The sequence below is a fragment of the Planctomycetota bacterium genome, assembly GCA_038746835.1.
In the GTDB taxonomy this organism is placed as follows: Bacteria; Planctomycetota; Phycisphaerae; order Tepidisphaerales; family Tepidisphaeraceae; genus JBCDKH01.
Map to the genome: position 1 here is coordinate 1 of JBCDKH010000047.1, position 21,105 is coordinate 21,105.

At 66.0% G+C, this 21,105-nt stretch carries 20 protein-coding genes; 7 read left to right on the forward strand and 13 right to left on the reverse strand.

Annotated features, from left to right (window positions below):
* A partial coding sequence (locus AAGI46_06790) for an NAD(P)-dependent oxidoreductase (protein MEM1011913.1) occupies nucleotides 1-493 on the reverse strand: 493 nt, incomplete at its 3' end.
* Between the two features lie 67 nt (nucleotides 494-560).
* Here AAGI46_06790 and AAGI46_06795 point away from each other — a divergent pair.
* Nucleotides 561-1,466: an aldo/keto reductase gene (locus tag AAGI46_06795; GenBank protein ID MEM1011914.1), complete on the forward strand. Its 906-nt coding sequence runs from the start codon at nucleotides 561-563 to the stop codon at nucleotides 1,464-1,466.
* Between the two features lie 201 nt (nucleotides 1,467-1,667).
* On the opposite strand, the gene AAGI46_06800 is transcribed toward AAGI46_06795, so the two are convergent.
* The 9 genes from AAGI46_06800 to pyrH form a co-directional block, all read right to left on the reverse strand.
* Nucleotides 1,668-2,438 carry a hypothetical protein gene (locus AAGI46_06800; GenBank protein MEM1011915.1) on the reverse strand — a complete coding sequence of 257 codons (771 nt, stop codon included), beginning with the start codon at nucleotides 2,436-2,438 and terminating at the stop codon, nucleotides 1,668-1,670.
* Nucleotides 2,439-2,462: 24 nt separating this feature from the next.
* Nucleotides 2,463-3,026: a hypothetical protein gene (locus AAGI46_06805; protein MEM1011916.1), complete on the reverse strand. Its 564-nt coding sequence runs from the start codon at nucleotides 3,024-3,026 to the stop codon at nucleotides 2,463-2,465.
* A gap of 47 nt (nucleotides 3,027-3,073) precedes the next feature.
* Complete coding sequence (locus tag AAGI46_06810) at nucleotides 3,074-3,676, reverse strand: RNA polymerase sigma factor (protein MEM1011917.1); 603 nt, start codon at nucleotides 3,674-3,676, stop codon at nucleotides 3,074-3,076.
* A gap of 56 nt (nucleotides 3,677-3,732) precedes the next feature.
* Nucleotides 3,733-5,145 carry a glycosyltransferase gene (locus tag AAGI46_06815; protein ID MEM1011918.1) on the reverse strand — a complete coding sequence of 471 codons (1,413 nt, stop codon included), beginning with the start codon at nucleotides 5,143-5,145 and terminating at the stop codon, nucleotides 3,733-3,735.
* A gap of 219 nt (nucleotides 5,146-5,364) precedes the next feature.
* Nucleotides 5,365-6,474 (reverse strand): Nif3-like dinuclear metal center hexameric protein, encoded by a 1,110-nt coding sequence (locus AAGI46_06820; GenBank protein ID MEM1011919.1) that lies wholly within the window; start codon nucleotides 6,472-6,474, stop codon nucleotides 5,365-5,367.
* A gap of 119 nt (nucleotides 6,475-6,593) precedes the next feature.
* Nucleotides 6,594-8,006 carry a UDPGP type 1 family protein gene (locus AAGI46_06825; GenBank protein ID MEM1011920.1) on the reverse strand — a complete coding sequence of 471 codons (1,413 nt, stop codon included), beginning with the start codon at nucleotides 8,004-8,006 and terminating at the stop codon, nucleotides 6,594-6,596.
* 41 nt (nucleotides 8,007-8,047) lie between these two features.
* Nucleotides 8,048-8,365, reverse strand: a complete 318-nt coding sequence (locus tag AAGI46_06830; GenBank protein ID MEM1011921.1) for a hypothetical protein — start codon at nucleotides 8,363-8,365, stop codon at nucleotides 8,048-8,050.
* Nucleotides 8,366-8,544: 179 nt separating this feature from the next.
* Entirely contained in the window at nucleotides 8,545-9,105 is a 561-nt protein-coding gene (gene frr / locus AAGI46_06835; GenBank protein MEM1011922.1) for a ribosome recycling factor, read from the reverse strand.
* 28 nt (nucleotides 9,106-9,133) lie between these two features.
* On the reverse strand, nucleotides 9,134-9,856 hold the full coding sequence (pyrH, locus tag AAGI46_06840) for a UMP kinase (GenBank protein MEM1011923.1): 723 nt from the start codon (nucleotides 9,854-9,856) through the stop codon (nucleotides 9,134-9,136).
* A gap of 36 nt (nucleotides 9,857-9,892) precedes the next feature.
* Between pyrH and AAGI46_06845 the strand changes: the two genes are divergently transcribed.
* Nucleotides 9,893-10,432, forward strand: coding sequence for a shikimate kinase (locus AAGI46_06845; protein ID MEM1011924.1), 540 nt, complete (start codon nucleotides 9,893-9,895; stop codon nucleotides 10,430-10,432).
* A 144-nt stretch (nucleotides 10,433-10,576) separates the two neighbouring features.
* Here AAGI46_06845 and hisH read toward each other — a convergent pair whose 3' ends face one another.
* The 3 genes from hisH to AAGI46_06860 all read right to left on the reverse strand — a co-directional run bounded on the left by hisH (nucleotide 10,577) and on the right by AAGI46_06860 (nucleotide 15,631).
* Nucleotides 10,577-11,197 carry an imidazole glycerol phosphate synthase subunit HisH gene (gene hisH, locus AAGI46_06850; protein MEM1011925.1) on the reverse strand — a complete coding sequence of 207 codons (621 nt, stop codon included), beginning with the start codon at nucleotides 11,195-11,197 and terminating at the stop codon, nucleotides 10,577-10,579.
* 64 nt (nucleotides 11,198-11,261) lie between these two features.
* Nucleotides 11,262-12,398 carry a DNA-processing protein DprA gene (gene dprA, locus AAGI46_06855; protein MEM1011926.1) on the reverse strand — a complete coding sequence of 379 codons (1,137 nt, stop codon included), beginning with the start codon at nucleotides 12,396-12,398 and terminating at the stop codon, nucleotides 11,262-11,264.
* Nucleotides 12,399-12,508: 110 nt separating this feature from the next.
* Nucleotides 12,509-15,631 carry a zinc-dependent metalloprotease gene (locus AAGI46_06860; protein MEM1011927.1) on the reverse strand — a complete coding sequence of 1,041 codons (3,123 nt, stop codon included), beginning with the start codon at nucleotides 15,629-15,631 and terminating at the stop codon, nucleotides 12,509-12,511.
* Between the two features lie 347 nt (nucleotides 15,632-15,978).
* On the opposite strand from AAGI46_06860, the gene AAGI46_06865 reads away from it, so the two are divergent.
* The 5 genes from AAGI46_06865 to nusA all read left to right on the forward strand — a co-directional run bounded on the left by AAGI46_06865 (nucleotide 15,979) and on the right by nusA (nucleotide 20,740).
* Nucleotides 15,979-16,929 (forward strand): aldo/keto reductase family protein, encoded by a 951-nt coding sequence (locus AAGI46_06865; GenBank protein MEM1011928.1) that lies wholly within the window; start codon nucleotides 15,979-15,981, stop codon nucleotides 16,927-16,929.
* A 137-nt stretch (nucleotides 16,930-17,066) separates the two neighbouring features.
* Nucleotides 17,067-18,317 (forward strand): sn-glycerol-3-phosphate ABC transporter ATP-binding protein UgpC, encoded by a 1,251-nt coding sequence (ugpC, locus tag AAGI46_06870; GenBank protein ID MEM1011929.1) that lies wholly within the window; start codon nucleotides 17,067-17,069, stop codon nucleotides 18,315-18,317.
* Nucleotides 18,318-18,326: 9 nt separating this feature from the next.
* Nucleotides 18,327-18,608 (forward strand): hypothetical protein, encoded by a 282-nt coding sequence (locus AAGI46_06875; GenBank protein ID MEM1011930.1) that lies wholly within the window; start codon nucleotides 18,327-18,329, stop codon nucleotides 18,606-18,608.
* Nucleotides 18,605-18,973, forward strand: a complete 369-nt coding sequence (locus AAGI46_06880) for a type II toxin-antitoxin system RelE/ParE family toxin (GenBank protein ID MEM1011931.1) — start codon at nucleotides 18,605-18,607, stop codon at nucleotides 18,971-18,973. Before AAGI46_06875 ends, AAGI46_06880 begins: the two co-directional genes overlap by 4 nt.
* 84 nt (nucleotides 18,974-19,057) lie before the next feature.
* The gene (gene nusA / locus AAGI46_06885) at nucleotides 19,058-20,740 is read left to right on the forward strand and encodes a transcription termination factor NusA (GenBank protein ID MEM1011932.1); all 1,683 of its coding nucleotides are present in this window, start codon (nucleotides 19,058-19,060) and stop codon (nucleotides 20,738-20,740) included.
* The last annotated feature ends 365 nt before the right edge of the window (nucleotides 20,741-21,105 follow it).

Consider the following 21,105-nt stretch of genomic DNA (forward strand, 5'->3'; position numbering starts at 1 on the left):
CCGGCGATGCCTTGACCAGGCTGCGGATCGACGACTGCGCCCGTGCGAATTCTGCTAGCGGCTCCAGCGTCTGGCGGACGGCCTCGACCGCGCGACCGCTCATCGTCGGCGAGCCGGACACCACGCCCGCAACCATCGGCCCGGCCGTCACTTTTCGAGCGAACAGCACCTCGCCCAACTCCGACACGTCTGCCCGACAACACAAGACGTTCCGTTGTTTCGCGGCGTCGCCCACGCTCGCGTTGGCGGCCGGATCGTCCGTCGCGGCCACGACGAGGTTCGCGCCATCGACGTCATTCGGCTCAAACGGACGAAGTTCGACGGACGCCTCTGCCGGAAGTGTGGCGCGCTGCTGGATCGTCACGACGCGGACCGTCGCCCCGGCCTCGACCAGCGACGTGGCTCGTCGTGCTCCGACCGCCCCGCCGCCGACGATCAGCACGCGAAGGCCCGGCCCGTTCAACACGATCGGCACGGCCTGCTGCGGGTCCACGGTGTCAATGTACGTTCTTCGACAAAGCCTCTGAAGGCTCGGCACCGCCTTCGCTGTAGCGTTCGTCATGAGCGATCTGCCCAAACGGCCCTTCGGTAAGACCGGCCTCGATGTCTCCGTCCTCGGTTACGGCACGGCCCCGGCGTCCTTCCTGAAGGAGCACAGCGATGACGTCGTCGCCCTGGTCAACAAGCTGCTCGACAGCGGCGTCAACGTCCTCGACACCGCCACCGGCTATCCAGGCAGCCAGGCCTTCTTGGGCGACAATCTGAAGGGACGCCGCGACGAGTTCGTCCTGGTCAGCAAGGTCGGAAGCGCCGGCAACCCGTCGAGCTTCACCCCGGATCGAGTCCACAAAGACGTCGACAACGCGCTCAAGCTGCTCAAGACGGACCGCGTCGACGTGATGCTGCTCCACTCCTGCCCGCTGGACGTGCTCGAGGCGGACGAGGCGCTCGGTGCACTCGTCGAGGCACGCGACGCCGGGAAAATCCTCCACTGCGGCTACTCGGGCGACAACGAGGCGGCGGCGTTTGCGTGTCGGCTGCCAGATATTGCCGCGATCGAAACGAGCGTCAACATCGCCGACCAGCACAACGTCGAAGCCGTCCTACCGCTGGCCCAGAAGCACGACGTCGGCGTGATCGTCAAGCGGCCAATTGCCAATGCGGCGTGGCGTGACCTGAACGATCAGAAGGGCTTCTACCAGAAGTACGCCGCGACCTACACGGATCGCCTGGCGAAGATGGGCCTGACATCGGGCGACCTCGGCCTCGACTGGCCGGAACTTGCGTTGCGATGGACGCTCATGCAGCCCGGCGTCTCGACGGCAATCGTCGGCACGACCAACCCTGTCAACGCTCAGACCAACCTCGACTACGCCGCCAAGGGCCCGCTCTCCGACGACGTCGCCGCCATGATCAAAAAGGCATTCGACAGCGCCAACGACGGCAGCTGGATGGGTCAGACCTGAGCGGGCTTCGAGCAGACGCGATGGGAAAGCCCGCGTGATGATTCAGCAGCACGTCGCGAGTCGACGTTGTGTCAGACCAGCGTGTTGTGCTCGGTCATTGAGCCACCCGCGTCAGCGGGCACTTCGACACCAAATGCGCCCGCTGACGCGGGCGGCTAACTGCCAACGCTCTCGAAACAAAGAAGCAAACGGCATCCACCGCTAGCTGACCGGTCGCGTGCTGGGACGTGGTCCACGGTCGCGGCGAGGGGATGGCGTCGTCGGGGGGCCACCTTCGGGATCGTCGCGGTCGACCATGCGTTCGAATCGGCCCAGGATGCTCTGGCTGAGTTCGTTGACGCGTTCGCGGTCGCGTTCGAGGCGGGCACGTTCGCGGTCGAGTCGCTCGGACGCCTCGTCGAGCTGTCGGGCACGACGATCCAGCGCCAGGCCGAGAAATCGCTCCGCTTCCTTCCGTGCGGCTGCGACGGCGTTCTTGACGCCATCAGAATCGCCAGCCTCGCGGGCTTCACGCGCGTCCATCAGGTGGCCGAGGATCGCGTCTTCGCTGCGGAACTGCTGGAGGGCATGGGCGTGCTCATCCGGATTCGACTCCTGTAGCCGGCCCAGCTCCTCGACGCGTCGCACGATGCGTCCGCGAAGTCGGCCGAGCACCTGTTCCTGCATCTGCGGCCGCTCGTCTCCGAGCGCGTCCATCCGCTCGACGAACCGCTCGTACATCGCCATGCGGTGCGGCGAGTTCTCGGTGAGGAAAACCTGGGCTTTGGTCCACCGCTCGCTGTCGACGGCAACGGTTGCGGGGCCGCGACGACGGTCGCGATCCGACGATCCGGCCCTTTGGCGATCGCCACGGTCGCGCATGCCCGGCCGATCGGGAGGTCCCATCGAGCCGTCCGGCGGCGGAGGTGGTTGGGCCTCGGCCGAGCCGAGTGTGGCAAGGGCGAGGCTGGCAATCAGAAGGGCGCGGACCATCGTCGTCTCCAGTCAAAAGTCGTTTCAGCTGCCGATGTCGAACGAGTCGTCAATCGGCCAGGCCTCGCCGGACGTATCAGCGAAAATCGCATCCGCGTCGAGATACGCCACCGCGGCCGACCAGTCGTCCGTGGCACTCGTGAAGAGGCTCTCCACGTCCTGCCTTTCGGGGGCGTTCTGGACGTTGGTCTGCTGTGTTGGCTGTTGTGGGTTGCCTGCGAGTCGTCCGGACTCGGACTGGTCGGACGTGAGGAACGTGACAAGCACCAACCCGGCGACAAGGCTTGCCGCAGCAGCCAGGGGCCAGCGGATGACCCGCCATGCCGTCGACGAGGCGTCGCTCTCGCCGGCGAACCCGATTCGGCCGACGACGTCGCTGGACGACCGTGCCTGCAAGCGATTGTGGACCAGTCGCTTGGCATGAACAGCAGCCGAGGCGACCTCGGCGTCGGTGGGCGGCGTGGCGAACGAGTCGGCGACGTGCGTCTGCAGCCGCGCCAGCTCGGCATCGCCCGCCTCACCACGATCGGCAGCGAGGTACGCGTCGGCAAGGTCGGCGGGGAGATCGTGGTCGTCGTGGTCGGACATGGGTCGCAAAGCTCGTTTCGTTTAATTCAACGCCGTGGCTGCGGGCACTATTGCGGCGACTCCATCGCCAGACGTAACTTTTTGACCGCCTTGTGCATGCGACCCAGCGCCGTGTTGAGCGGACAGTCGAGCGTGTCGGCGATCTCCTTGAACGTCAGGCCCGCGAAGCACCGAAGCTCCACGACGCGTCGCTGTGGGTCGGGCAGCTCCAGCACCAGATGCCGAATCGCCTCGGCCTGCTCGGCACGCAGCACGTCCGCATCAGCGGCCTCGGCGTCGTCGGGCGTGAGCGTCGGATCGTTGGCGACGCGGTCGACTCGCCGCCGCTCCCGACCCGTGCGGCGAAAGTGGTCGTGGGCCTTGTTGGTCGCGATACGGAACAGCCACGGCTTGAAACCCGGGCCAGCGGCGGATTCGTCGAACTGGTCGAGGTGCTCCAGCACGCTCAGCCACGTCGCCTGATGCAGGTCTTCGGCTAGCGAGGCGTCGCCACGGGCGATTCGGCGGAGATAGCCGAGCAACGCGGGCGTGTGACGATCGACGAGCTGGTCAGCCGCGCTGGAGTCCCCGGCTTTGAGCGCGGCCACGAGCTGGTCGTCGGATGTCTCTTCTGGATCGGCGGCGTGGCTGGCGTCGTCCGTGGCGGTCATCACGCAATGTGCCACAACGGCACCGGGTCCGAGCTTATTGCATCGGCTCGATGGACCTACCGCAACAACTCACCAGCACCACTGCGGCTTGCGGGGAGGCGTTTGGCGACGCCGCGACGCGGGGCGCCGGCTTCGAGGCGGCGGTTGAGGACGTCGTCGCGGCTGAAGACGTCGAGCATCTGCCGGGCGATGCCACGCCAGGCGAAGTTCTTTCGGGCCCAGGTGCTGCCCTGCTCCTCGAGCTGGTCGCGAATCGCTTGATACAGAAGCGGTAAGGCGAGGCAGTACGCCAGTTCGCCCTCACGCTCAGGGTCGGCCCAGAGCGCGTGCGTGCCGAACTCGACCGACTCCCGCAGGCCGCCACGCGTCGTGATGACCGACGCCGTCCCGCACGCCATCGCCTCCACGGCGGTCATGCCGAAGGGCTCGTAGCGGCTGGGCAAGGCGTAGACGGCGGCGGCGCGGTAGACGTCGGGCAGGTCGTCATCGCTGACGTAGCCGTAGAAGACGACGTGGTCCGTCACGCCGAGACTCGCGGCGAGGCGGCGGAGCTCGTCGATCTGCTTCTGATCCTGCTTCGAGTCGTTGTGCCCGACGGCCATGACCAGGCGTGCGCCGGGAACCAGCTCCATCAGCCGAGGCATGGCTTTGATGAGCAGGTCGTACCCCTTGTTCCGAGCCATGCGTCCAAGGGCCAGGATGTCGTGCTCCTCGAAGCCCAATCGCTCCCGGACGGCGGGGATGCTCTCATCCGGCAGTGGCTTGAAGCGGGTTTCGTCCAAGCCCGCCGGGATGACGGTCACCTTTTCGTCGGGAATGCCGTAGTAGTTGAAGAAACGGTCTTCCTGCTGGTGGCTGGTCGCGATGAGGTGGTCGCACTTGGCAAACAGCTTCGTCTCGGCCTCGATGCGCTCGTCGAAGCGGTAGGTCTCGAACTTGTCGGGCGGCGTGTTCTGGTCGTTCATCTGCTCGCGCTTCCACGCGCCCAGACTGTGCGGCGTGTGGACGTGCGGAATGTCCAGCTTGTCCGCGACCGCCTGCCCGATGACGCCCGCATCCCAGTAGTGGCTGCTGACCAGCTCGTACTGCAGCCCGTCGGCGTCGATTTTCTTGAGCAGGTTGGCGATGCCCTCTTCGACGATGTCGTGGAAGTTCTCCTTGACGATGAACTTCTCGCCGCCGAACGGAATGCGCAGGACGCGGATGCCCTCGCCCATCTCGTCGACCTCGGGCTGGCCTTCGAACTGGCGGGTGACGACGTCGATGCGGTAGCCGAGGAGGCGCAGGGCTTTCGCAACTTCGAGGACGTAGACGACCTGTCCGCCGGTGTCGGGCTGCCCGAGCTTGGCCTCGGCGGCGACGTAGCCGTGGGTGCTGATGAGGCAGAAGTAGCCTCGGTAGCCGCCGTGGGGTTCGGACGACAGACCCGGCGAAGCATCGGCAGGATCACGTTGAGGATCGTCAGGCATCGTTGAAGGAACCGATCGTCGGACCGTCGTGCGGCCGGACTGTGACCCCGACGTGCGGGTGTTGGACGGTGGCAAGGTGGCAGTGGACATGCTCAGAACGCACGTGCCCTCCGTCGCACGTGCCTAAGCAGCTTATCGGAATCGCCCCAGATCAGGGACGATGAAACTGGTAACAGGTCACTCACCGACCGAAAAGCCGTGTAAGCGGCGGACCGAGGGTCACAGAATCACAAACGGATCGCGATCGACGTGCGACACCGCGACCTCGACCGACGCCGGCAGCAGATCTGACAAGCGCCGGCGCAGCACGTCCAGCGTAGGCCGCTCGCTGTTGGAGTGGAGGACGCAGACGGCGGTCAGGCCGAGCTTCGCGGCGCGGAGGGCGTCATGGTGCTTCAGCTCGCCCGTCACGTACAGCTCAGCGCCCTGCTTGGCGGCTGAATCGAGCAGGTCGCCGCAGGAGCCGGCACAGCAGGCGATGCGTTTCACCTCGCCGTCGACGGGGCCGGCGACGAGCAACTCGCCGACGTTGAGCTCGCGACGGATTCGACCGAACAGCACGTCGCGCGGCACCGGCTCGTCGAAGTCGCCGATGCGACCGAGTCCGACGACCTGGGCCGGGTCGGGCTCGCGTCGCAGCAGGTCGAAGGCGACCTCCTCGTACGGATGGGTCTGGCGGAGTGCGGCAACGACCTCGTCGGCTTTCCCTGCAGGCAGGGTCGTTTCGAGGCGGACTTCCTTGACGGTCTCCAGCTGACCCGGCTGACCGATGGCCGGGTTGGAGCCGTCGAGGCCGCGGAAGCTCCCGGTTCCGGTGGTGCGGAAGGCGCACGAGTCGTAGTCGCCGTAGCTGCCGGCCCAGGCGTCGAAGAGGGCCTTGGCGACGTCGTCCGCGTGGTCGGCCGGGACGAACGTCACCAGCCGCAGATCGCCCTTGGACGCCGGCTTCGGTGCCAGCGGCTTGCGGTGCGTCAGGTAGAGCAGATCGGCGAGGACGTCGTTCGTCCCACCGGGTGCGACGTCGAGTGCGGTGTGCGGCGAGTAGACGGCCACGCCCTGCCGGATGGCGTCGAAGACGACGTCGCCCGCGTGGAGCGTCTTGACGTCCTTGAAGATCGGCGGGTGGTAGGCGACGACGGCGTTCGCCCCGCTCTGCCGAGCCTCGGCCAGGACGTCTGCGGTGAGATCGATGCAGAGCGAAACGCCCGAAAGCTCCGCGGCCGCGTCGCCGACGAGCAGGCCGACGTTGTCCCACGACTCGGCGAGCCGCGTCGGTGCGATCGACTCCATCGCCGATTGCAGATCGCCGATGGTCGGCGTGTCTCCCATGACCGGCAGGATAGGAGCGAGTCGGAAAGCTTGAAAGTGGAAGCCTGAAGCTTGAAGAAGTGCAACTCTGGCCCTTCAGGCTTCAAGCTTCCTCCTTCAAGCTTTCTGGTCTCCCTCCCTCACTCCCCGAAGTACATCCGAGCCGCCGGCTGGATTGGCGTCGGCGGGAGGTCCTTGGTCTTCGTCTCCTCCGCGCTGTCGGCGAAGAGTGGGCTGATTTCCAGGACGGCGTCGGGCTCGCCGTTGTCGAGGGTCGGCACCTCCACGCCGGCACCGCTGAGCCACCGAGCGGCGCGGCGGACCTGGTCGCGGCGGCTCGTGGCCGGGCTGTCGTTGCCCTCGGCGTTCTTAACCGGGCTGAACTCCTCGGCCCGATCGGTCTCGTAGACGATCGCATTGCCGGCGAGCGGAATCGCGTCGAAGACGAACTGCTCGAGCTTCACGCCGTTGGGCGACTGCGGGTCGGGCTCGCCGAGATGCGGGACCTTCTTGTCGGCCCGGTGCCACGGCAGTGAGAGGCTTCCGCCGCTGGTGAGCCGGTCGATGAAGGCGACGCTGATGACGTGGATCGCGATCGAACCGGCGTTGAATTTCAGGCTGCCGTCGTCGTTCGTCTGCTCGGCGACGGAATCGGGAAGGTCGGAGTACTCGATGACCTGAAGCTGACCGTCGCCGACGCAGAAGTTGCCGACTTTCTCCTTGGCGTTGGCCTTGGGCAGCGACTTGCTCGACATCTCGCTCTCGAAGTGCGCGTGGAGCCCGAGGAAGAGCGGGTCGAGCACGCGGACGAGCGGGTTGTCGACCTGGAAGTACGACAGGTGCTCGATGCCCCGCTGTTTCATGTCGGCCAGCGCACCGGTCTTGGCGAGCGCTTTCAGACTGCCGCCGTGACCGTCGGCGGAGAGGGCCAGCGAGTCGTCTTCGGCCAGGAGCAGCTTCCCGTCGGTGCCGAAGGCGGGCATCATGCCCTGGACGAAGAACGTGACGTTCGCCTTGTCGAGGCCGAAGTAGTCGTGCTTCTCGAAGAACTCGCGGGTGCGGGCGTCGTTGACTTCGCTTGTCATGACGTACCACGGCACGGGCTTGCCGTAGCGGTCGCCGGTGGCCTTGATCTGCTCGGCGAAGACCTGGAAGAGCGGCTTGTCCTTGACGGGCGTGACGGGGAACTCGCCCTTGGGCCCGTCGTAGCCCAGACGCGTGCCTTGCCCGCCTGCGACGAGGAAGGCTGCAACCTTGCCGTCGGCGAGGAGCTTTTCGCCCTTTTGCCGGGCCTGGTCGTACAGGTCGACGCGTGCAGCGTCGGGGAGTCGCGGCAGAACCTCCGGCGGCGCGAGGTCGCTCGGCAGGTGGGCCTCGGGCTTCTGTTTGACGTGCGACTCTGCGAGCGCCGCAATCTCGTCCAAGTCGAGGGCCGCCAGCTGATCGTGCAGCTTTTGCCGACTGGCGTCGTCGAGGTCGTCGACGTGGGCCAGGACGTGGTCTTGTCCGATGGCCTGGAGCTTGGGTCGCAGATCGTCGAAGGTCGCGGTCATGGGCCGACACGCTATCGCGTCGCGTTGCCGCGACAAGCGGCTCAGGCCGCACGATCGCGCAGACGTTGCCGGGCCTGCTCGAGTCGACGCGTCGCGTGCTCGGTGGCGCTGGCAGCGTGGTCGAGCAGCTGACGCCACGTCGGCGTGGACTCGGCAGACGACGTGCTGTGCGGCAGGAGGTCGGTCAGGTGCTTGCGGCGTCCCGTCGCGAACGGATCGGGCAGCTCCGGATCGACCTCCGGCGGATGCCCGAGGATCGCCGCGTACATCCGCATCCCGGCCTCTGGCGAGACGGCGTCCGTCTCGTCAATCGGAGCCGTCTTGCGTTTTGCGTCGTCGGTCGAGGAATCGCCAGCCATGCGTTGAGCATCGACCAGTCCCCACGCTCACCGACACGGTCGACAACGCTCCGATAACGAACGATTCTCCGGGGATGACCCACTCCACCCGACGCCGAAGCGGCAGCTTCGGGTTCCCGAGCAAGCGAACTGACCTCAACTCGAAACCCGAAGCTTCCACTTCGGCTTCAGATCAACACTCACACCTCCATCACGTCGTCTTCCTTCTTCTTGCAGGCTTCGACGACCTTTTCCTCGTACTGCTTCGTGAGGTCCTGCACGTCGTCCTTGGCACGCGACGCGTCGTCCTCGCCCATCTCGCCCGCTTTTTCCTCGGCGTCGACGTCTTTGTTCGCGTCGCGGCGGGCGTTGCGGATCTTGACCTTCGACTCCTCGCCGTACTGCTTGACCTGCCCGACGAGCTGCTTGCGTCGGTCCATGCTCATCGACGGCAGCACGATGCGGATCTGCTTGCCGTCCGACTGCGGATTGAGGCCTAGCGGAGAGTCGGCGATCGCCTTGTTGATCGGGCCGATGTCGGCCGGGCTGAACGGCTTGACGATGAGCTGGTTGCCCTCGTTGACGTTGATGGCCGCGATGCTCTTGAGATCAGTGGGCGCGCCGTAGTAGTCGACCTTCAGAAACTCGATCAGCGCCGGCGACGCCCGCCCGGTGCGAACGCCCCGGAGCTCGTGGTGCAGATGCGCCACGGCCTTCTCCATCTGGTCCTCGCACTCCAGCAAAATGTCGTCGATCGGCATGGCAAGACAATAGCGCGTCTCGCGTGCCTCACGGATTGATCCGCGTTCCAACCTTCTCGCCCTTCACGACACGCATCACGTTGCCGGGCTCAAGAACGTTGAAGACCACCAGCGGCATCTTCTGCTCTCGGCACATGGCAAAGGCGGCCGTGTCCATGACCTTCAGGTCGTCACGGATCACCTGCTCGAAGCTGACCTCGTCGTGCTTGACGGCGTCGGCGTGCTTCTTGGGGTCTTTGTCGTAGATGCCATCGACCTTCGTCGCCTTCAGCACGACGTCGGCCTCGATCTCGTTGGCACGCAAGGCCGCGCACGTGTCGGTCGTGACGAACGGGTTGCCGGTCCCAGCTGCCAGGATGATGATCCGGCCCTTCTCCAGGTGGCGAATCGCACGACGCCGGACGAACGGTTCGCAGACGGTGCTGATCGGGAACGCGGAGAGCACCCGCGTCGGGTGGCCGAGGGATTCGAGCGTTTCCTGCAGCGCCAGAGCGTTGAGGACGGTGGCGAGCATGCCCATGTAGTCGGCGGTGTGCCGTGGGATTCGGCCGTCTTCGCTGAAGGTGGCGCCGCGGATGAAGTTCCCGCCGCCGACGACGACGGCGAGCTGCAGCCCGGTCTGGGCGACTTCGACGAGCTCTCGGGCCAGCCGCTCCATGGGCTCGGCCTCGATGCCGAAGCCGCCTTCGCTGGAAAAGCCCTCGCCGCTGACCTTGAGGAGCACTCGCTTGTACGCCAGACCGTCGCTCATGGCGGGGAGACTACACGACGGCGCTACATTCGGCCTGTGCCGAAGCCGCGTCTGATACTGCTCGGCCCGCGCGGCAGCGGCAAGACGACGCTGGGACGCGGCCTCGTTCGGGAGCTGCGCCTGCCGTTCGTCGACACCGACGCCGAGATCGAACGGGCTGCGGGTCGGACGATCGCCGAGATCTTCGCGGACGAAGGGGAAGATGGGTTTCGTGATCGAGAGACGGACGCTCTTCGAGGTTGCCTCGCCCGCGACGGCATCCTCGCCACCGGCGGCGGCATCGTCGTCCGGGAGGAGAATCGACGCCTGCTGCAGAGCATTGATGCACCACGCGTTTTGTTGCTAGCTGACGTGGGGTTACTCGCGCATCGGATCACGAATGACCCGACATCCACGAGCACGCGACCATCGTTGACCCACCACGAAGTCGGTGACGAAGTCGCGCTGCTGCTGGAGAAACGCATGCCCTGGTACGAATCGGTCGCGACACACACTGTCGACACCGGGTTGGACGTGGGGCACGCACAGGCTCAGTTGCATGACATCCTTTCGAAGCGGTCGCGTTCTGAAGCATGAGCAGCTCCGAAGCCGAGAGCTGAGCGAAGCGATGCTCCGGAGCGGGTCTCGGACGCGTTGCGACCTTCGATCCAGACCCGCGTCGACGCTGCGCTCTGACGACGGCTTCGACGGAAGCGTCGAGTTCACAGCGCAGACGAGCGCTCACATCCGCGCGAAGCGGTCGAGCATCGCGAGCCCGACGGATTGGGACTTTTCAGGGTGGAATTGCGTCGCGACCAGATTCCCGCGACACACGCTGCTCACGAAGTCGCCCCCGTAGTCGGTGGTCGTTGCGACGTCGGACGCGTCGGTGCACACTGCGTGGTACGCGTGAACGAAGTAGACCGCCTGCCCTTCGAACTCGGGCGGCGTCACGGGCGACGGATTTCGCACGGCCAGGCGGTTCCAGCCCATGTGCGGGACGGCCAGGCCTTGCGTGCGGTCGACGTCGAACCGCCGGACCTCGCCTCGGAGCAGGCCGAGGCCGTGGTGTTCGCCGCCTTCGTGGCAGACCTCGAAGAGCATCTGCAGCCCGAGGCAGATGCCCAGCATCGGGCGATCGGCCGCGACGTGGTTCACGACGACCTCGGCCAGCCCGGTGTCGCGTAGGTTGCGGAGTGCATCGCCCACCGCCCCGACGCCGGGAAGCACGACGTGGGACGCCTGGCTCGCGGCCTTCGGGTCGCTCACGATCTCGGCGTCGTGGCCCACATGCACGAACGCCTTCTGCACCGAACGCAGGTTCGCGAGCCCGTAGTCGAGGATGGCGATCGTCGCAGCCACGCGAGAACGTAGCGCGATAGCGGACTCGTACTGCGAGCCTGCGGCTCGCAGTCGGTCGTAGGGATTACCTGCGTCGCTCGTACGTGTTGTCGGGAAGACGCGTGATCAGACCGCGGACGGAGAGCATGGTGAGGAGCGTCTGGACCTTGGCAGCGGGGAGGCCGGTGGCGTCGCACAGGGCATCCGGGCCTTGCGGCCCGGCGTGGAGGGCGTCGAGGAGCCGTTGTTCGTCGGGCGATGCCGGGGCGACGGGTGCGGATTCGGGCTCGCGGGCCGGTTCGAACAGCTCGGGCTCGGACGGCTTGGCCGTCGACGTCGAATGCGGCAGCGGGCCGAGGTTGTCGAGCAGGTCTTCCGGCGACAGCGCGAGCCTCGCGCCGTCGCGCAGCAGCACGAGCGGACCCGCCGCCATCGGGTTGTCGACTCGGCCGGGTAAGGCGAAGACCGGGCGGTTGTGGTCGTCCGCGGCGACGCGGGCCGTGATGAGCGCACCGCTCCGCTGGGCCGCCTCGATGACCAGGACGCCGCGCGACAAGCCGCTGATGATCCGGTTGCGCCGTGGGAAGTGCTCCCGCCTCGGCCTCGTTCCCGGCGGCAGTTCGCTCAGCACCGCACCGCAGCCGTCGGCGACCTGGGCGAAGAGCTGCTCGTTCTCCGCCGGGTAGGCCACGTCGCACCCGCTGCCCAGGACGACCAGCGTCCGACCGCCGGTCGCTGCGAGTGCTCCACGGTGGGCGGCCGTGTCGACGCCGTACGCCCCGCCGCTGACGACCGTCACGCCGTTGGTCGCGAGGCGGTTGGCGAACTTGCCGGCCTGCTCGCGTCCGTAAACGGTCGGCTCGCGGCTGCCGACAATGCCGATCGCGTGGAGGTCGCGGGCTTCGAGCCGGCCCCAGCACCAGAGCACCAGCGGCGCATCGGCCAGGTCCGCCAGCATCGCCGGCCAGTCGTCTTCGGACGGCGTGAGGATGTTGAGCCCGAGGCGGTCCGCCTGTTCGATCCGCCGGACCGCCCGCGCCGCAGCCTTGCGCAGCTCAGCCCGCAGCGTCGCGACGCGGTTGGAACCGATGCCCTTGACGCGATCGAGCCCCTCGCCAGCCGCCGCGGCCTCGACGGAACCGGCAGCGTCGACGAGCGCTCGGCCCCGCATCGGACCCAGGCCCGGCGTCTCGACGAGCGTCAACCAGGCGAGCTGCGACACGCAGTTCGGTGTACGCGATGGAGACCCGCGCAGCAAAAAGCCCCACCCGGCGTTCGAGTGGGGCTCTGGGTTTTTGACAGACAGAGCGACTGAAGTCGCTCAGCCACAGGTTAGTTTTGTTCCTGACCCATCATGAGGATGACGGTGCTCCCGCCGCCGGTGCCGCCCTTGATGTACGGGGCGTCGAGGACCTTGGCGATGCGGTCCTTGCTCTCGGCGAGGTGGGCCAGCGTCGCTGCGTCCTCGATGCCGTCCTCGAGCGCCTCGTCGATGCGGCCCTTGAGCGTGCGGACCTGCTGGCGGACCTGGTTTCGCAGGTCGGCACTCATCAGACGTCCCGGCTCGCTGTCGGCAGCGGCGAGGAGGTACTGCAGGTGCTGCTGCTGGAGGTTGCGACGGATGCTGTCGAGTTCGAGCAGCTCGTCGGTCTCCTGGCCCCAGACTGCGTCACTCACGCCGACGATCAGCTCGTTGGCAGTGAAGGGCTCTTCGTCGCCCTCGGGAGCGGCCTTGATCTCGGCGTCGTAGACGCGTTGGAGGATCTGCGGATCGGTGAGCGTCGCGAGGCTGAAGTCCTGGAGTCGCAGGATCGACGCGTGTGCCGGGAAGTCGATGCGACCCATGACGCTTCCGAAGCCGCTCTTGCCCTGCAGGCGATCGCGGTGGACGCGGTGCAGGAGATCGGCCTCGACGTCGAAGTAGCCGTCGGCAAAGACCGTTTCGGCCAGGAAGGCCAGTGCCTCACGCTGCTCGGCAGCGGTCAGCGGGGTCAGGCCGGGGCGATGGGCACCCTCTTCGATCTTGTCGCTCGGGTGGCTTCGGCTCATGTGCTGGCCGCCGACCATGCGGGCGACGTAGCGATGGTTGATCGCCTTTTCGAACATGAGCCTGGAGAACGCACGACGCAGGAACTCGGACCTCTCGTTGTCACCTTGCGACCACTCGTCGACGGTCTCGAGCATCTCGTTGGCCAACTCGTTGCGGGTGCGGGCCCACTCGATCGGGTCCTTGCCCATGTCGAACAGGTTGACCGCCGGATCGATGCTGCCACCGCCGCGGGCGTCTTCGTCGCTGGCGTAGGCGTACTCGGGCTTGCCGCTCTGCGAGGCGATCTCGTCGAGCTTCTGCCTTTCAGTACGACGCGGCAGGATCTTGTAGCCGTATTCGATCGCCCAGTAGTCGTACGGGCCGATGACGGGTGAGGCGAAGGTTTCTACCTCGCCGGGATCGTCACCAGCGAAGAGAACCAGCGGGTTGTAGTCCATCACGCTGGCGGACGTCGGCTGCGTCGCGTCTTTGCGACGCTCCCTGATCTCGTCGACGGTGAGCCAGCTGGATGCCTTGAAGTTGTGACGCAGGCCCAGCGTGTGGCCGACCTCGTGGGCGACCAGCTGCCGGAGCATCAGGGCGACGTACTTGTCGGGCAGCGGCTGAATCTTGACCGGCGTCTCTTCGATCTCCGCTGCTTCTTCCTTGGCCTCGTCGTCAGCGGATGCCGACTCGTCGGCGTCGCCCTCGACTTCCTCGGCCTCGGCACGGGCCTTGGCGATGGCGGCCGTCAGCTCTTCGGGCATCTCAGCGCCCATCTTGTCGGCGAGTTCGGCCAGCTGTTCTTCGAGCTCGTCAGCCGCCTCGCTACCGGCGACCGACTTGTCCGACGCGGCCGCGATCAGCGACGCGTTGTGCGCGAACTGCGCCAATGCGAGCTGGCCACAGAGGCCTTCGGCATGGCTGCAGGCACCGTGGGCGCCGGAGGTCCGGCTGGCGACGATGCGGTTGTTGCGACCCGCAAGGCCGAGCGACTCGGCGATCCGGTTGCGAGCGTCAACGCCAGCATTCGGGTCGGCTTCGGAAATGCCGAAGTTGCTGCCCGCCGCGGCATAGAGCTCGCTCGGGTCGAGCTCGCTCATCGATTCGCGAATGTCCGCCTCAGTCACGCCGGCCGGCATGAAACCGGGATGTTCAAGCCAGAACATCATCTGCTCGGCGTCAGCCAAGGCGATGGCCGTCTTCGGGCCGAGCACGTCCAGCTGGCTCTGGTAGCCACGCGTGAACGAGTCGGGCACGAGGATGTCGGCGTCGAGGATTTGCCCCGTCCGCGGGTCGACCCGGCTCGGGCCGATCGCGAAGCCGGTGTCGCTGACGATCCAGCGGAAGAAGTTGTACCGTGCGTCCTCGGGATCGATGTTGGCGTAGGCGGTGTCGGTCTGCTGGCGAATCTCGATCGCCCCGACGATGCCGCAACGCTCTTCGAACGCCTTGTTCCACTCAGCGATGCCGTCACGCACGGCCTGACGCCAGCGGACCGGGACCGACTTTTCGATGTAGAAGACGATCGGCTCGCGTGGCGGGCTCTTTTCGAGGCTCTCGTCGAGCTTCTGCAGGTTCCAGCGGTGGATGAACCGCTCGACGGTCTCGCGGGCGTCGAAGGGCTTGGACCAGTCCTGGGCGACGCTCATGAAATAGCCGACACGCTCGTCAGCGACGCGCGGCCGGTAACCGCCGGCCAGGCCGTTGCCGCCGGGGAGCTTGCGGAAGCTGAAGCTGACGACCTGCGGCACGCCCGTCGATCCGGCGCGTTCGGCTTCGATCAGCACGTTCTCTGGGAAGGCCTTGACCTTCGTGTGCCGCGACAGTGCTGGAGAGCTGAACGTGGTCGACGGGACTCGGATGGCCGAGCCGAGCGTGAGGGGCTTCAAGTCGACCAGCAGCGTGCCGCTGCCTTTGGCTCGGACCGGAAGCGTGACGAGGATCCGTTCGCGGTATGTTCGCTGGACAGCCTCGCCGACGGTGCCGCTGCCGCGATTGCGCAGGTCGGGGACGACCAGGACGACGTTCTTGCCACGTCGCTCCATGCGAACGAGGTAATCGTCCCACTGCAGGCCGGCCAGTGGACCCGAGCCGACGGTGGTCGCCAGAAGCAAGTCCCGGCCGAGGAGGCTCGCGGGGACTTCGGCGAGAATCTTGCCCGGCTCCGCTGCCGCGGGATCGGCGGCGTACCAGACAGAGAACAGTTGCCCTTCGTCGTTGTCGGCTTTGGCGAGGCCCTTGGTCACCTTGTCAGCCGACGGCAGGCCGTCGTCAGAGGCGGACGAGGACATGCCGCTGCGCGCCGCCATCATCGCGCGAATCTGGTCCGGCGTGAGTCCGGCCTCGGACATCGACGTGATCAAGTCGACCATGTCGACGTCGCTCACCGGCTCCGGCGTCTCAGCAAACAGTCGATCCGGCATCAAAAACGAAGCGCCAACGGCCGCAATGGCACTGGCGAGAATGAGACGTCGGACACGCGGTCCGGTGCGCGAGGGGGCGAGTCGAGACATGATGTTCGAAGATCAGAAGAAGACGAGAAGCCGAGTCAGGGAGCCCGAGCAGCAGGCGAAGCGGTGGGAGTGGTCATCACTAAGGTTGCGACAAGTTGCAGCCACCCTCAGCGAGGATCGACCGAACAACGCCGGATTGGTCAGTCGACATGTTATCCCAGTTGCCCGCGAGCCGATATGGCGTTTTTGACGATTGGCTAGCCGGTGCAGCTGCCATCGTTGAGGGTTCCGATCAAACCGATTACAACGCCTCGCCCATGAAGTACCGACGCCTTGGCGATACCGGCATGATGATCTCCGAAGTCGGACTCGGAGGGTGGCTCACGTTCGGCAATGCGCTGGGTAACGACGCGGCACGCGAGGTCATGGACGCCGCCTTCGACACGGGCGTCACGTTCCTCGACAACGCCGACGTCTACGCCCGGGGTGAGTGCGAAACGGTCTGGGGCGAGCTCCTGAGTGATCGCCCTCGCGACGCGTACGTCCTGGCGACGAAAGTCTTTTTCCCCATGGGCGATCTGCCGACGCAGAAAGGCTTGTCCCGCAAGCACATCGTCGAGAGTTGCGAGGGCTCGCTGCGTCGCCTCAGGACGAGCCACATTGACCTGTACCAGTGCCACCGCTGGGACCCCGAGACTCCGCTGGAAGAGACGGTGCGGGCGATGGACGATCTGGTCAAGCAGGGCAAGGTCGTCTACTGGGGTTTCTCGATGTGGGACCAGGAGCAGATCCAGGCGACGCTCGACCTCTGCAAGGCTGAAGGCTTCTACCCGCCCAAGAGCAGCCAGCCGCCGTACAACGCGATCAACCGCGAGTGGGAGAAGGTCTTCGACGTCTCGCACAGCAACGGCATCGGCCAGGTCGTTTACAGCCCGCTGGCCCAGGGTGTCCTGACTGGCAAGTACAAGCCCGGCCACCCGCTGCCCGGCGACTCGCGGGCCAAGGACGACCGTCAGAACAAGTTCATCCAGGGCATGATGAGCGACACGGAGGTGCTCGACCGCGTCCAGAAGCTCCAGCCGATCGCCGACGACCTCGGCTGCACGATGGCCCAGCTGGCGCTGGCGTGGTGCCTGCGTCGGCCGGAGGTCACCAGCGTCATCATCGGTGCTAGCAAAGCCAAGCAGCTGCGCGAAAACGTGGAGGCGAGCGGTATCGAACTCGACGAGGAGGCGGTCGGAAAGATCGAGGCGGCGCTAGGAGGGTGATCCGGAAAGGTTGAAGCGGGAAGCTTGAAGGTCAGAGAGGCTTGTGACTCACGCCCGGCCTTCAGGCTTCAAGCTTTCTCTTCCTCTCTCCCGCCCGACTGGCCCACGCCCATCCCCTCGGTTACGCTTCTCGATCCATGGCACGCGTTCTGCTCAACGACGTCACGAAGATTTACCCCGGCGATGTCAAAGCCGTTGATCGAGCCACGCTCGAGATCGGGCAAGGCGAGTTCGTCGTGCTGGTCGGGCCCTCGGGCTGTGGTAAGAGCACCACGCTCCGCATGGTCGCCGGCCTTGAAGAGATCAGCGGCGGAACGATTTCGATCGGCGATCGCGTCGTCAACGACGTTGCCCCGAAGGACCGCGACATCGCGATGGTCTTCCAGAACTACGCCCTGTACCCGCACATGACGGTGTACAAGAACATGGCGTTCGGCCTGAAGCTGCGGCGTTTCCCGAAGCTCGAAATCGACCAGCGCGTCCGCGACGCCGCTCGCGTGCTCGACATCGAACACCTTCTCGATCGCAAGCCCAAGGCTCTGTCGGGTGGCCAGCGTCAGCGTGTGGCCGTCGGCCGGGCGATCGTGCGGGATCCGGCGGTCTTCCTTTTCGATGAGCCGCTGTCGAACCTGGACGCGAAGCTGCGTGTGACGACGCGGGCCGAGCTCAAGCGGCTGCACCAGCGGCTCAAGACGACGACCATCTACGTCACGCACGACCAGGAAGAGGCCATGACGCTGGGCGATCGCATCGTCGTCATGAAGGACGGCCTGATCCAGCAGGCGGAGAGCCCGCTGCTGATGTACCAGAAGCCGGCCAACAGGTTCGTCGCGGGATTCATCGGCATGCCGCCGATGGACTTCTTCCACGGGCGACTCGTCGAAGACGCCGGCCAGCTCATGTTCGAGGAAGGCCAGCTCACCAACGTCCGTTCGACGGGCGACGAGAACGACCCGGATCGGCCGAATCTGCTCGAAGGCGACCTCTCGGTTCCCGGCGATGGCTTCAAGGTCGCCCTGCCGGCCCGATTCCAGCAGGCGGCTCAGGGCCGGATCGGCGAGCACCTGGTGTTGGGTGTCCGCCCCGAGCACTTCAGCCTTTCGCCGTCTGGCACCTCCGGCGGCATCGAGGCTGTGATCGGGGTCATCGAGCCACTCGGCAGCGACATGGATACGTACTTCTCCACGAAGTACCACAAGAAGCCCGTGGCTCGCGTCCCCGCCCAGCGCGGCGTCGAAGCCGACCAGCGGATGGCCCTCGTGCCGGACCTGGACCGCGCTCACCTCTTCGAGCCCGGCGAGACCGGTGCGAACCTGACCTTCGACGCCCCTGAAACAGCCGGTGGCACGGAGACGCCGGTCGCGGTCCCTGTCGGGATGATGCAGTAGGATCGCGACATGGCTGTCATCGACCTGGCCGACGAGACGATCGATCTGCGGCAGACGCTGGAAGAGCGGCTAGCGCGTGGCGAAGGCATTCAGCTGGTCCGCGACGGCGTTTCGGTCGCGGATGTCACGCCGGTGCATCTCCCGAATGCCGACGATCTCGAAGCCGTCAAAGCTGGCATCGCCGACATGGAGGCCGGGCGGACGATGTCGGTTGAGGAGGCATTCCGCATCTCACGCGAAGAGTTGGAGCAGGATTTCGTCCGCATGGGATTGAAGAAGAATAAGCCGTGAGCGACGCGAAACCCGCTTATCGCGTGCGGTTCACGAAGGCCGCCCGTCGTGACCTAAACGAACACGCCCTTTTTATCGCAGTGCAGGAGCATCACCCCGATCCGGGGCTTGATTGGCACGCGAAGGCGTACGACGAAGCGCTGAAACTCGACTTCATGCCGAGCCGCTGCGTGCTTGCAACCGGCTACGAGTCGCTGCCCTACCCCATCCGTCGGCTGGTTCACCACAACCACCTGATCCTCTTCACGATCGATGAGGAGGCCAAGACCGTCTACGTCCTGGCGATCGTCCACGGTGCCCGCCTGCCTCGGCCGGGCGAGCTGCATCCGTCCATCGACCGCGTTCGACGCGACACCGGCGAATGAGGCCTACGATGGCGTGACGCGGCCGCCCATTTGGGCGGCTGCTTTGACAATCGGGACATCCAGAACAACTCGAACAACCAGATCATGAACGCAGAACTCGTACGAATCGTCGACGGCATCGCCCGCGAGCGGGGCATCGAAAAGGAAGCCGTCTTCGTCGACATCGAACAGGCCATCGCATCCGGCCTGCGTCGGCAGTACCAGGTCGAAGACGTCACCGAGTTCCAAGTGGCCGTCGACCGCGAGAGCGGCACGATCAACATGTGGCGCAACGGCGAGCACCTGACGCAGGAAAAGATGGGCCGCATCGGCGCTCAGACCGTCAAGCAGGTCATGATCCAACTCCTTCGCCAGGACGAGCGCGGCAGCATTTATGAGGAGTACAAAGACAAGGTCGGCACGATTGTCAACGGCAGCGTCGTCCGCTTCGAGGGCCCGACCATGATCGTCAACCTCGGGCGGGTCGAGGGCATCATGCCGCGAAGCGAGCAGATTCCCGGCGAGTTTCACAACGAGAACGACGCCGTCCAGGCGCTCATCGTCGAGGTCCGCGACACGCCGTCGAGCGTCAAGATCATCCTCAGCCGAAGTCACCCGGAACTGATCCGCCGGCTGTTCGAGCGCGAGGTGCCGGAAGTCGGCGAGCGGACGATCGAGATTCGCGCGCTCGCCCGCGAGGCCGGTGCCCGGACGAAGCTGGCCGTCGCGTCAGTCGATGCGAAGGTCGATGCCGTCGGTGCCTGCGTCGGTGTGCGTGGCAGCCGCATCCGCAACATCGTCGACGAGCTCGGCGGTGAGAAGATCGACATCGTCCGCTGGAACGAGTCGTCGCAGATCCTCATCGCCAACGCCCTCAAGCCGGCGGAGGTCGCGGAAGTCTCGCTCTGCTTCGAGCTTGGGCGGGCGACGGTCGTCGTGAACGAAGACCAGCTCAGTCTCGCCATCGGCAAGCGTGGTCAGAACGTCCGTCTCGCCGCGAGGCTGACAGGCTGGGACGTCGACATCCTCACGCCGCAGGAGTTCCAGGGGAACATCGACCGGCTCGAGTCGATCCTGCGTCAGGTGCCGGAGGTCGCAGAGAATCAGGACCTGATGGACCGCATCATCGCGCTGGGTCTGATCGACGTCCGCGATATCGAAGAGGTCGGCGAGCAGCCGTTGATGGACGAGCTTGAGATCGAGTTCGAGCTGGCAGAGCGGATGGTCGACGTGTGCACGGAAGAGGCGAAGATCGTCGTCAAGGAGCAGGAGGCCAAGAAGAAGGCCGAGGCCGAGGCCAAGGCTGCAGGCCTTCAAGGGGCGAGCCTCGCGCGGAACGCTCTCCTGGGCAACCTGCCTCCCGCGCCTGTCGCGGAAGATCGTCCGTCCGGCCAAGGTGCGCCGGCTCTCGGCGAAGTCGGCGCTACCACGGCCCGTCTCGACGCGACGCCCGCTCCCTCGGCAGACGAAGCTCAGGACGCCCTGCTTTCCGGCCCCGTTGACGACACTGACACCTCCGCGGCTGACGAAGCCGACGAGCCCGCGCACCAGGCCGGCCCCGCCGAGCACGTCGAGGGCATGTCGCCTGAAATCGTCACGCACGACGAGTCGGTCGGCGATGATGCGTCTGAGGACGACATTCCGCCGGAGCTGGAAGCGATGCACAAGGACGACGACTCGCCGCTGGTCAACCCACCCGTGCCGGCCGGCGAGGGCAGAGAGTTCGCCGATGAGCAGGACGAGGAGGCCGCCTTAGCCGAGGGTCGCGTGCCACCGCCGCCGGCATGAACTCGGTCGGCAAGTCGGCTTGTTGACTTGTGAGAAAAGCGGTTTTGTGACGTCTGTTTCGTCGGCACCGGTGCCAAGGGCCGTCTAGTATGCCGGCCCGACCTCTCCCGTCGGAGTGGCTGCAACGGCACCGGTGTGCCAACGCGACGCTCATGACGGCGGGTTACGGTCGATTGCTCCGGCTGCGGCCGGAGGTTCTCTCGGGCCGACGCTGGTCCGAGGGTGGCGGGTCGGTGCCGTGGCGGACGATGGTCCGGCGGCACGGCCCTGGTTGGCGAACACACGTGCGGCATCGCCGCGGGAGTCGGTTTTGGCTAAAGGGATTCGCGTCAGTGCACTAGCGAAAGAGCTGGGTCTCAAGAGTA

Coding starts and splice junctions, on each gene's coding strand:
- pyrH (MEM1011923.1), bottom strand. CDS start 9,856: ATGAGCGACGGTCTGGCGTACAAGCGAGTGCTCCTCAAGGTCAGCGGC.
- AAGI46_06820 (MEM1011919.1), bottom strand. CDS start 6,474: ATGGGAGACACGCCGACCATCGGCGATCTGCAATCGGCGATGGAGTCG.
- frr (MEM1011922.1), bottom strand. CDS start 9,105: ATGCCGATCGACGACATTTTGCTGGAGTGCGAGGACCAGATGGAGAAG.
- AAGI46_06810 (MEM1011917.1), bottom strand. CDS start 3,676: ATGACCGCCACGGACGACGCCAGCCACGCCGCCGATCCAGAAGAGACA.
- AAGI46_06795 (MEM1011914.1), top strand. CDS start 561: ATGAGCGATCTGCCCAAACGGCCCTTCGGTAAGACCGGCCTCGATGTC.
- AAGI46_06815 (MEM1011918.1), bottom strand. CDS start 5,145: ATGCCTGACGATCCTCAACGTGATCCTGCCGATGCTTCGCCGGGTCTG.
- AAGI46_06860 (MEM1011927.1), bottom strand. CDS start 15,631: ATGCCGGATCGACTGTTTGCTGAGACGCCGGAGCCGGTGAGCGACGTC.
- AAGI46_06875 (MEM1011930.1), top strand. CDS start 18,327: ATGGCTGTCATCGACCTGGCCGACGAGACGATCGATCTGCGGCAGACG.
- ugpC (MEM1011929.1), top strand. CDS start 17,067: ATGGCACGCGTTCTGCTCAACGACGTCACGAAGATTTACCCCGGCGAT.
- AAGI46_06825 (MEM1011920.1), bottom strand. CDS start 8,006: ATGACCGCGACCTTCGACGATCTGCGACCCAAGCTCCAGGCCATCGGA.
- nusA (MEM1011932.1), top strand. CDS start 19,058: ATGAACGCAGAACTCGTACGAATCGTCGACGGCATCGCCCGCGAGCGG.
- AAGI46_06865 (MEM1011928.1), top strand. CDS start 15,979: ATGAAGTACCGACGCCTTGGCGATACCGGCATGATGATCTCCGAAGTC.
- AAGI46_06830 (MEM1011921.1), bottom strand. CDS start 8,365: ATGGCTGGCGATTCCTCGACCGACGACGCAAAACGCAAGACGGCTCCG.
- AAGI46_06800 (MEM1011915.1), bottom strand. CDS start 2,438: ATGGTCCGCGCCCTTCTGATTGCCAGCCTCGCCCTTGCCACACTCGGC.
- AAGI46_06805 (MEM1011916.1), bottom strand. CDS start 3,026: ATGTCCGACCACGACGACCACGATCTCCCCGCCGACCTTGCCGACGCG.